This is a genomic window from Bacillus rugosus (genome assembly GCF_023238245.1).
In the GTDB taxonomy this organism is placed as follows: Bacteria; Bacillota; Bacilli; order Bacillales; family Bacillaceae; genus Bacillus; species Bacillus rugosus.
In genome coordinates this window covers 2,019,553-2,031,687 of the sequence record NZ_CP096590.1, presented here as the reverse complement: position 1 = coordinate 2,031,687, position 12,135 = coordinate 2,019,553, and the positions used below count along the sequence as shown (strand labels likewise).

The following is a 12,135-nucleotide window of genomic DNA, read 5'->3' as shown; positions in this document are numbered from 1 at the left end:
GGGAACATGTTTACAAACGAATTCAAACAAAGGAGCTTTCAATATGGAAACATCACAAGAACAACTTGTAACTCAGAAAAGCAATCCATCTGTCTGGCGGTCTATGTCACTCTTTTTAGTGCCGCTTCTGCTAAGCAATGTGCTGCAATCAGTCGGCCAGCTAGTCGGGATGATGGCTGTAGGCAGATGGCTTGGTGTTGATGCGGTTGCAGCTGTATCATCCTTTTTCCCGTTATTTTTTCTTTTAATCTCATTTACCATTGGAATCGGTTCAGGAAGTTCGATCCTGATCGGACAAGCCTACGGGGCGAAGAATGAGGAGCGGTTAAAGGCTGTTGTCGGAACGACGCTCACGTTTACATTTTTATTAGGGGTTGTGTTAGCCGTCATCGGCAGTATATTCACCTTGGATATCCTTCGTTTAATGGGCACGCCTGAAAATGTAATTCATGTCAGCGCCAGCTATGCACGCATTTTATTTTACGCTATGCCGTTTATGTTTTTATATTTTGCTTATACAACATTTTTGCGCGGAACAGGGGATTCGAAGACACCGTTTTATACGCTTATTGTGAGCACGGTCATTAACATAGCGCTTCTGCCTGTCTTAATCCTTGGCATGTTCGGTTTTCCGAAACTAGGCATATACGGCTCCGCATATGCAACCGTCATTTCCACAATTGCGACATTTCTCGTATTAATGGTGTACTTGCGAAAACGAAACCATCCACTGCAATTTGATAAAACGGTGCGGCGTTATTTGAAAATGGATAAGGAACTGCTGGCTCTCCTGCTGCGCCTCGGGATTCCATCAAGCATCAATATGATTCTCGTCTCATTATCAGAGATAGCGGTTATTTCATTCGTCAACCATTACGGTTCTAATGCGACAGCTGCATACGGCGTGGTCAACCAGGTAGCCAGCTATGTGCAGATGCCGGCCGTCAGCCTTGGCATTGCAGTATCTATTTTCGCTGCGCAATCGATCGGAGCGAACGAGTTTGACCGCTTAAAGCAGGTCATTCGTGTCGGGATTTGGCTGAATTATATCATTGGCGGCGTGCTGATCATTCTAATCTATGTTTTTTCACATCAGATTTTAGCGTTATTTTTAACCGAGAAAGACACACTTTACATCGCGCATCGTCTCTTGATGATTACATTGTGGAGCTATTTGCTCTTTGGAAATGCCCAAATTATTTCTGCGACGATGCGGGCAAGCGGAACGGTTTTATGGCCAACTGTTATCAGTATTTTCGCTATCTGGGGAGTAGAGGTGCCTGTCGCGTTCGTACTTTCCCACTACACAAAACTTGAGATACTCGGCGTCTGGGTTGGCTATCCGGCTGCGTTTGCTGTCAGCTTGCTGCTGATTTATGGATATTATCAATTTGTGTGGAAAAAGAAACAGATTACACGCCTCATTCAATAGCCTCCCGAATTACACCGTTCATCATTTGAACGGTGTTTTTTTATTTGATAGGGAAAACATAAAATGGAGGAAATATAGCACAGGACATTGAATTCTTATACAAGCAATGAATCAAGGAGAGGTTGAAGACACATGACTAACTATGTTGAGAAGATTACACATTTAGGAACACCTGCCATCAAAGCAGGCAACGAACATATAGAAATGATTGTCGTTCCCGAGTGGGGGAGCAACGTCATTTCTCTCGTGGACAAATCAACGAATATCCAGCTTTTGCGTGAACCGGAAACAGCAGAAAGCTTCCATGACACACCAACATTGTATGGCATTCCGATCTTGTTCCCGCCTAACCGGATAAGTGACGGTACATTCAGTTTCCGGGGCAGAACATATCATTTTGATATCAACGAAAAGGATAAACACAACCATCTTCATGGGTTTCTTTATCAGGAAAAATGGAACGCAGTGACCATGAAGCAAACTGACGAAGAAGTGATCGTCGAAACGGAAATTGATCTTTCAGAGATTCCTCATGTGTATAAACAATTCCCGCATCATGCAGTCGTTCGGATGACTTACACACTAAAGGAGAATACTCTATTTAAATATGCGACGGTCATGAACAAAGGAAAGGAAGCGTTTCCTTGGGGGATCGGTTATCATACTACATTTGTGTTTCCAGAAGAAAGCTCGTTATTCTCCCTCGCAGCAGATCAGCAATGGGAGTTGGATGAACGCCTGCTTCCGACCGGAAAGCTGACGGATGTACCATATAAAGAAGCCTTGCATGAAGGGATGGATTTACGCCACAAGCAGCTGGATGATGTCTTTTTATCTGCTTATCAGAAAAGAGGCGGAGAAAATCAAGCAGTCATTTATCATCAGCATGCACATATAAGCATTATTTATAAAGCAGATGAGCAATTTAAACATTGGGTTGTATACAATGCGGACGGAAAACAGGGGTATTTATGCCCTGAACCTTACACATGGGTAACAAACGCTGTGAATCTAGACTTGCCTTCATCACTCACTGGTTTACAAGTGCTTGAGCCGGGAGAAGAAACGACAGCCAAAAGCAGTATCACCATTGAACTGAATCATCAATAGCCAATGATGAGGCGCAGAGAGGCGGGGATAAAAAAATGAAAAAAAGCATAAAGCTTTATGTTGCTGTTTTGCTGCTTTTTGTCGTTGCATCGGTACCTTATATGCATCAGGCTGCGCAAGCGGCTGAAAAACAAGATGCACTTGCCGGGCAGATCGATAAGGTTTTAGCTGATCATCCTGCACTCGAAGGCGCAATGGCCGGCATCACTGTTCGCTCTGCGGATACAGGTGCTGTTCTATACGAACATTCAGGAGAAGTCCGGATGAGGCCCGCCTCTTCTCTGAAGCTTTTGACAGCTGCCGCGGCACTTTCTGTCCTTGGCGAGGACTATTCCTTTACAACCGAGGTCCGGACAGACGGCACACTTAAAGGGAAAAAGCTGAATGGAAACCTTTATTTGAGAGGAAAAGGAGATCCGACGCTTTTACCATCTGATTTTGAAGAAATGGCTGAGAAATTGAAACAGTCCGGCGTGAACGTGGTGAAAGGCAATCTAATCGGTGATGATACATGGTATGACGGCATCCGATTATCACCTGATATGCCATGGAGTGATGAATACACGTATTACGGTGCGCAAGTCTCCGCTTTAACAGCATCTCCGAATGAAGACTATGATGCAGGCACCGTGATTGTAGAGGTCACCCCGGGTAAAAAAGAAGGGGAAAAGCCTGCTGTATCTATATCTCCGAAGACGGATTATGTAACGATTAAGAACAATGCTGAAACAACTGCGGCCGGTCAAAAGAAAGACCTTACGATCGAAAGAGAGCATGGGAAAAACACGATTACAATTGAAGGGAGTGTACCAGCTGACGCAAGCAGGACAAAGGAATGGATTGCTGTCTGGGAACCGGCTGGATACGCCTTGGATTTATTTAAGCAGGCACTAAAAAAGCAAGGAATTACTGTAAAAGGGAATGTCAAGACGGGCGCTGCGCCCCGTTCGTCAGACATGTTAATCTCTCATCGCTCAATGCCTTTGTCAAAACTATTTGTGCCGTTTATGAAATTAAGCAATAACGGACATGCCGAGGTGCTCGTAAAAGAAATGGGGAAAGTGAAAAAAGAAGAGGGGAGCTGGGAAAAGGGACTCGAGGTATTAAACAGTACACTTCCGGAATTTGGTGTTGATCCCAAATCACTTGTCTTAAGGGATGGATCAGGAGTCTCTCATATTAATGCTGTATCCTCAGATCAACTCTCACAGCTGTTATATGACATTCAAGAAGAGAGTTGGTTTTCAACTTATCTTCATTCCTTACCTGTTGCGGGCAATAGTGACAGAATGATAGGCGGAACGCTGAGGAACCGTATGAAAGACACTCCTGCAAAAGGCAAAGTAAGGGCAAAAACCGGATCGCTTAGCACGGTCAGCTCTCTATCCGGGTACGCTGAAACCAAGAGCGGAAAAACCCTTGTTTTCTCTATTCTTCTAAACGGATTGATTGATGATGAGGATGGAAAAGATATTGAGGATCAAATCGCTGTCATCTTGGCAAATCAATACTAGCGTCAGACCTGTTTTCCAAGCGAAAACAGGTTGTTTTATGTCTTCAATAATATTCCGGTCGCATCTGCCAACAAATAGAAAGATTACGCGCAACAGCAAATTAGCACAATTGAAAAATTAGTGTGTAAGACCTGAATTAAAATGATACTTTTATCACTTTATGTTCAAATATTTGATGAAGATAGAAACCAAAACTAAAGAAATAATACTATATTCAAAAAAATGTTATAAAAATTTAATATTTTTTATTGTACTTTAAAAAATATCCGTTAATATAGTGCATATATGGATTATATAGTCATATAATTTCTTTTATTGTCATTTTTCTACTTTTTTCTTATCCTCTTATTATGAGAACTGGAGGGAATCCGTTGAGCCAACATACTTATTCTTTAACCCATGCCCAAAGGAGAGTGTGGTTTACCGAACTGCTGGAGCCAGGTACCAGCATTTGCAATCTTACGGCCTGTGTGAAATTCAGAGGCAATATTGATCTTGATGTTCTAGAGGGCGCGCTAAATCATTCCATCTCCCGCAACGACGCCATCAGGTTTCAGCTGCTAGAAGGAGAAGAGCTTGAGCCGCGATTGTGCCTTACTGAATATAAATATACTTCACTGGGAATAATAGATTTTTCAAACGTTGAAATGATAGAAATAGAGCAATGGATACAAAAACAAGCGAGAATCCCATTTAAACTATTCAACTCGCCTCTTTATCAATTTTATCTCCTTAGAATCCACAATCATGAGGTTTGGCTGTTTGCTAAATTCCATCATATTATAATGGACGGCATCTCCTTAAACGTGATGGGAAATCAAATTATAGATCTTTATCAAAAAATGAAAAAGCAAGATCCTTTACCCGATCAGCCTGAACCTTCTTACTTGAGCTACATCGAAAAAGAGAGTCAATATTTACAGTCTTCACGTTTTGCAAAAGACCGTTTATTTTGGACTCAAACCTTTCAGAATCCGCCGGAATACCACTCATTAGCCGGCCAGACGTCTTTACAAAAACAGAGCACATCCGCATCCAGAGATACCATCACCCTTTCACCTCATCTAGGGCAAACGATTCGGATCTTTTGTGAAGAACAAAAGATCAATATCATTTCCTTATTCATGGCTTCATTTTACATATGCATCAGCCGGATCACTTCTAAAAAAGACCTTGCCATCGGCACCTACTATGGCAACAGAGGGTCAAAGGCTGAAAAAGAGATGCTCGGCATGTTCGTCAGTTCTCTTCCCATCAGAATAACGGTTGATCCTGACGCGGACTTTCTATCCTTTGTCCGCAGAGTAGGCAGGGAACAGCTTTCCGTTATGCGTCACCAACGGTTTCCTTATAATTTGCTGGTAAATGAATTAAGAATAGAACAGAAGGATTTACACAACCTTATTGGTATATCTATGCAGTATCAACCGCTCCAATGGTACAATGCAGACGGTTTTGACTATGAAACGGCGCTTTATTTCAGCGGATACACCGCGAACGAGCTTTCTGTTCAAATACAGGAACGGACAGACACCGGAACTATTCAATTAAATTTCGACTATCAAAATACCTTGTTTTCTCTTGAGGATATTAAGCGAATACAAAACCATCTGCTTACGTTACTGGAAAACGCCCTTCAACATCCGCACAGTTTTATAAAAGAATTAGATATGACTAATATAAGAGAGAAACAAAAATTGTTGTATGAGTTTAATAAGACGGAAGCTGTTTCGCCTGAAGCCCCGACCCTGCACGGACTGTTTGAACGACAGGCGGCTGTCACACCGGAACGGCCGGCCATCCGCTTTTCCGGCGGTTCGCTGACATACGCTGAGCTTGACATGTACGCCAGCCGGCTGGCTGCGCACCTTGCGGCACGCGGCGTCACAAACGAAAGTATCGTCGGGATCCTGTCTGAACGCTCACCTGAAATGCTGATCGCTGTCCTTGCTGTATTGAAGGCAGGCGGGGCGTATTTGCCGCTTGATCCTGCATATCCAAAGGAACGGCTGAGCTACATGTTGAAAGACAGCGGGGTCGCGCTCTTGCTGACGCAGCCGGGATGTTCCGCACCGAACTTTTCCGGGGAGACGCTTGAAGTGGACACGGCATCTCTTGCGAGCGAAAAAGCAGAAAGTCATGTATTTGCTCCTGCTGACAGCGGCTCTCTCGCCTATATCATCTATACATCGGGCTCCACCGGGCAGCCAAAAGGGGTAGCCGTTGAGCACCGCCAGGCTGTTTCCTTTCTGGCTGGCATGCAGTGTCAGTTTCCGCTTCAGGAAGATGACATTGTCATGGTGAAAACCTCTTTTTCCTTTGATGCGTCTGTGTGGCAGCTGTTTTGGTGGGCTCTTTCCGGTGCTTCGGCGTATCTGCTTCCGCCCGGCTGGGAAAAAGACCCCGCATTGATCATACAAGCCATTCATCAGGAAAAAGTGACAACGGCTCATTTTATTCCGGCTATGCTGAACAGCTTTCTCGATCAAGCGGAAATGTTAGCGCTCGGTGACGGGACAAGCCTGAAGCGTGTATTCGCCGGAGGTGAACCGCTTGCGCCGCGTACGGCAGCCCGTTTTGCTTCTGTATTGCCGCAGGTATCATTAATCCATGGTTACGGGCCGACAGAAGCCACGGTAGACGCGGCATTTTACGTGTTGGATCCAGAACGGGACAGGGACCGTTTGCGGATTCCGATTGGAAAGCCCGTACCCGCTGCGCGTTTGTATGTTTTAGATACGCATTTAGCCGTACAGCCTTGCGGTGTCGCCGGCGAACTGTACATTGCCGGAGCAGGTGTTGCCAGAGGCTATTTAAATCGGCCGACCTTAACAGAGGAGCGTTTTCTTGAGGACCCGTTTTACCCGGGTGAACGCATGTACAAAACAGGGGATGTGGCGCGCTGGCTTCCTGACGGGAATATTGAATTCCTCGGCCGCACGGATGATCAAGTGAAAATCCGCGGCTACCGGATTGAGCCTGGAGAAATTGAAGCAGCACTTAGAAGCATTGAAGGTGTCAGAGAGGCAGCCGTTACCGTACGGACTGACAGCGGCGAGCCGGAATTATGCGCCTATACAGAAGGACTAAGAAGAAACGAAGTGCGGACGCAGCTTGAAAGACTGCTGCCGAGCTACATGATCCCAGCTCATATGATAGAGATGGAACGGTGGCCGGTTACGCCAAGCGGAAAGCTGGACCGAAACGCCCTGCCAGCTCCTGACGGAGCGGCAGATGCAAAGACCTACACGGCGCCGAGAAATGTGACAGAGATGAAGCTTGCCCAGCTGTGGGAGGACGTGCTGAAAAACGGCCCTGTTGGGATTCACGACAACTTTTTCGACCGCGGAGGACATTCCTTAAAGGCAACGGCGCTTGTCTCCCGGATCTCAAAAGAATTCGATGTACAGGTGCCGCTGAAAGATGTGTTTGCCCATCCGACGGTAGAAGGGCTGTCTTCCGTTATCCGTGAAGGAACGGACAGTCCATATGAAGCGATGAAGCCCACTGAAAAGCGCGAGGACTATCCGGTTTCCTCCGCCCAAAAACGGATCTATGTCCTTCAGCAGCTGGAGGACGGAGGGACAGGCTACAATATGCCGGCTGTGTTAGAGCTGGAAGGGAAGCTGGACCCCGACAGGCTGGACAGGGCTTTCAAAGAGCTGATCAAGCGCCACGAGTCGCTTCGGACATCCTTTGAACAGGACGAAGCCGGCGAGCCGGTGCAGCGCATCCATGACGAGGTGCCGTTTACATTACAGACAGCAGTCCTCGGCGAACAAACCGAACAGGAAGCGGCAGCCGCGTTTATTCAGCCGTTTGATCTCAGCCAAGCGCCGCTGTTCCGTGCTCAAATCGTAAAGGTATCAGATGAGCGGCACCTGTTGCTGGTTGATATGCATCACATTATGTCAGACGGTGTTTCAGTCAACATTCTGATTCGGGAATTCGGGGAGCTTTACAACAACCGGACCCTTCCGGCGCTTCACATTCAATATAAAGACTATGCCGTATGGCAAGAAGGATTTAAAAAAGGAGACGCGTACCAGACGCAGGAGGCGTACTGGCTGAAGCAGCTCGAGGGCGAGCTGCCGGTCCTGGATCTCCCGGCTGATCATACCCGCCCGCCGGTGCGGAGCTTCGCGGGTGACAAGGTCTCATTTACGCTAGATCAAGAGGCCGCATCAGGCCTTCATAAACTGGCACGGGAAAACGGAAGCACACTGTACATGGTGCTCCTAGCGGCTTACACAGCGTTCTTGTCACGCTTAAGCGGACAGGAAGATATCATCGTCGGATCGCCAATTGCCGGCCGGCCGCACAAGGATCTTGAGCCGATACTCGGCATGTTTGTGAACACGCTGGCGCTTCGGACGCTCCCGGAGGGCGGGAAGCCATTTAAGCAGTATTTGCAGGAAGTGCGCGAGGCAGCATTGGGAGCCTTTGAGCATCAGGATTATCCGTTCGAAGAGCTTGTCGATAAGCTTGAATTGACGCGGGATATGAGCAGGAATCCAGTTTTTGATGCGATGTTTATCCTTCAAAATATGGAAAAGCAGGACATGGATTTGGAAGAGATAAAAGTTCGGCCCGCCAATTTCGCACATCACATTTCTTTATTCGATATCACACTAATAGCAACGGAAACAGATGGAGCCATTTGCTGCGAATTGGAATTTAGTACAGAAGTATTCATGAAAGCTACGATTGAGCGCTGGGCAGCTCATTTTATCGAATTTCTGCATGCGGCACTTTCTAATCCTGAAACAAACCTTTCACAAATAAACATTCTTAGTGATCAAGAAAAACAAAATATAGTCTTTGAATTCAACAAAACTCAAGTTGAATTTTCTCAAAAAGATGTTCCTTTTCATCGCATATTTGAAGCGAGAGCTGAAGAAACACCAGAACATATAGCTGTTATTGATGACGAAACACAGATTAGTTATCGGCTTCTAAACGAAAGAGCCAATCGTCTGGCACGGACATTGCAAAAAAGAAAAGGGACGAAGCCAACTGTGGCTGTTTTAGCCAAGCGGTCCATTGATGCAATTGTTGGAATCCTAGCAGTGATGAAAGCTGGAGGAGTGTATATCCCAATCGATTCACATTATCCAAAGGCTAGAATTGAACACCTTCTCCGTGATAGCGGAGCAGACATTCTTCTATTGCAGCAGGAGTTGAAGCATTTGATTTCAAACTCATCTGAATGTGATATATCTCACATCTGCCTTGATGATGAGAGCTCTTATGAAGAAAACAGCTGCAACCTTGACTTATCTCCTGCTCCTGAGGATGTAGCATATATCATTTATACGTCAGGAACTACGGGCGCGCCTAAAGGCGTTATTGTCACCTATCGGAACTTTACTCATGCAGCTCTTGCTTGGCGGCAAATTTATGAACTGGATCGGAAGCCTGTCAGACTGCTTCAAATGGCGAGCTTTTCATTTGATGTCTTTACAGGAGATTTAGCGAGAACATTGACCAACGGTGGGACTCTAATCGTTTGCCCAGATGAAAAGCGGCTGGAACCCTCTGAATTATATGGCATCATGAACTCTCGGCGAATCACGATAATGGAGTCAACACCGGCTCTCATTATCCCAATTATGGAGTATGTATACCGTAACAAGCTCAAGCTTCCTGACTTAGACATATTGATTCTTGGTTCCGACATGGTGAAAGCTCAAGATTTCAAAACATTGACAGAACGCTTTGGCCAAAGCATGCGCATCATCAATAGTTATGGCGTCACAGAAGCGACAATCGATTCCAGCTGCTATGAAACAAGGATGGGAGAAGAGTATACAGGAGATAACGTCCCAATTGGCAGTCCGCTACCGAATGTACACATGTACGTACTCAGCCAGACTGATCAAATTCAGCCAATTGGCGTTGCTGGCGAGTTATGCATCAGCGGGGCAGGTGTTGCGAAAGGCTATCATAATAAACCTGACTTAACACAATTGAAATTTACAGAAAATCCATTTATCTCCGGAGAAAGGCTGTACAGAACCGGTGATCGAGCCTGCTGGCTTCCAAACGGAACGATCAAGCTTCTTGGCCGTATGGATTATCAGGTGAAGATAAATGGATACAGAATTGAAACAGAAGAAATTGAAAGTGTTCTGCTTCAAACCGGGCTGGTCAGAGAAGCTGCTGTTGCCGTTCAGCATGATAAGAATGGACATGCTGGTTTAGCAGCATATATTGTGCCTTCAGACGTCAATACGAATACTCTCCGTGCTGCTTTAACAAAGGAGCTGCCGGCATATATGATTCCTGCGCATCTGATTCCTATAGAAAAACTGCCGCTGACCCTAAACGGAAAGCTGGATAAAAACGCCTTGCCGGCTCCAAATGATGTGTTCACACGTCCATATACTGCACCAGTTAACGACATACAAGAAACGATAGCGGAAATATGGGAAGATGTCCTGTCCATTGCTCGAGTCGGCATTCACGATTCCTTTTTTGAGCTTGGCGGAGACTCAATTAAAGCATTACAAGTGGCAGCACGGCTGGCCGCTGAAGGCTGGAGCATGACAATACGTGACTTATTCCGTTATCCAACGATTCAGGAGCTAAGCGGACATATCACACCATTGGTATCTCAAGCTGATCAGGGACCTGCGGAAGGTGAAGCTGATCTCGCCCCGATTCAGCGAAGATTTTTCGGACAGGTTCATGCTTTTCACTACCATTACAACCAGTCCGTCATACTTTTTAGTGAAAAAGGATTCAATACTAATGCGCTTTGTCGTGCGCTGCGTAAAATAACCGAGCATCACGATGCGATTCGCATGGTGTTTCAACGAAATCAAAACGGCCATGTCGTTCAGTATAATCGCGGAATGAATCACAACGATCGTGAACTGTTCGGCCTTCACATCGCAGACTGGACAAAAGAATCACTGGAAAGGACTCATCTTGATGAAAAACTAGCCGCTGAGGAAATCGGCATTCAAAGCAAAATGAATGTACAAAAAGGGCCTCTGCTACAAGCAGGTTTGTTTAAAACGGCAGAAGGGGACCATTTGCTGATTGCACTTCACCATCTAGTAATAGATGGCGTTTCTTGGAGAATACTGCTTGAGGATTTAGCTGCAGCATACCAGCAGGCTTTAGAAAAACATGAGATCCAGTTACCGCCAAAAACGGATTCTTATTTGTCCTACGCCAATGGTCTTGCCCAAATTGCTGAAAGCAAACAATTGCTTGCAGAAAAATCATATTGGCAATCAATTTTGGACGCTCACACTGCTTTTCTGCCTAAGGACACGGAAAATGTGCCAGGAAGACTGCAAATGAACAGCGATACATCGGCGTTTGTACTATCCGGGGACTGGACTGAAAGATTGCTGTTTGAAACCCAGCAAGCCTATGGCACTGATGTCAACGAACTTTTGCTTACTGCTTTAGGAATTGCGCTTTCTGAATGGACAGAGCACGACCAAATCGTGATCAGCACTGAGGGGCACGGAAGAGAAGGGTATGTGCCAAACATTGATATTTCACGTACAGTTGGATGGTTTACTTCCATTTATCCTATTCTGCTGGACATGAGTATTCCCGAGCCTTTCGAAGATCAGCTCGCTTACCGAATTAAGACGACAAAAGATATGCTGAGAAGAGTACCGAACAAAGGTACTGGTTACGGATTGTTAACACAGATAGGAGAACTGCAGTATAAAGAGCCTGAGGTCAGCTTTAATTATCTCGGCCAATTCAGCGAAGAGAAGGAAGCTGAAACGTTTCAATTATCATTTTACCAGCCTCGTTACGAAATAGCGGGTGACAGAGAACGAGAGTATGAGCTGGACATCAATGCTCTAATTACAGACGGACGGCTTCAAGTAAAAGCGGTATACACCCAAGTGTTCAACCAACACTCAATTGAGTGTTTTATGGATCGTTTTCACAGGCATCTTATCGAGATGATTGAGCATTGTTCGCAGAAAAAAGTACGCGAAAAAACGCTGAGTGATTTCAGCAATAAGGAATTAACGTTGTCTGCATTATCTAGCATCGAAGATCTCGTGAAAGATCTTTAACTTTTGAAAAGGTGTGTGGAAT

General features: G+C 45.5%; 4 protein-coding genes. All 4 read left to right on the top strand.

Annotation, left to right across the window (positions count from 1 at the left end):
• Nucleotides 1-43 precede the first annotated feature (43 nt).
• The 4 genes from M0696_RS09935 (at nt 44) to M0696_RS09920 (ending at nt 12,113) form a co-directional block, all read left to right on the top strand.
• Nucleotides 44-1,432, top strand: a complete 1,389-nt coding sequence (locus tag M0696_RS09935) for an MATE family efflux transporter (RefSeq protein WP_222142954.1) — start codon at nt 44-46, stop codon at nt 1,430-1,432.
• 132 nt (nt 1,433-1,564) lie between these two features.
• Entirely contained in the window at nt 1,565-2,542 is a 978-nt protein-coding gene (gene galM, locus M0696_RS09930; RefSeq protein WP_222142953.1) for an aldose 1-epimerase, read from the top strand.
• Nucleotides 2,543-2,577: 35 nt separating this feature from the next.
• Nucleotides 2,578-4,056, top strand: coding sequence for a D-alanyl-D-alanine carboxypeptidase/D-alanyl-D-alanine endopeptidase (gene dacB, locus M0696_RS09925; protein ID WP_222142952.1), 1,479 nt, complete (start codon nt 2,578-2,580; stop codon nt 4,054-4,056).
• Nucleotides 4,057-4,427: 371 nt separating this feature from the next.
• The gene (locus tag M0696_RS09920; protein ID WP_248602733.1) at nt 4,428-12,113 is read left to right on the top strand and encodes a non-ribosomal peptide synthetase; all 7,686 of its coding nucleotides are present in this window, start codon (nt 4,428-4,430) and stop codon (nt 12,111-12,113) included.
• The last annotated feature ends 22 nt before the right edge of the window (nt 12,114-12,135 follow it).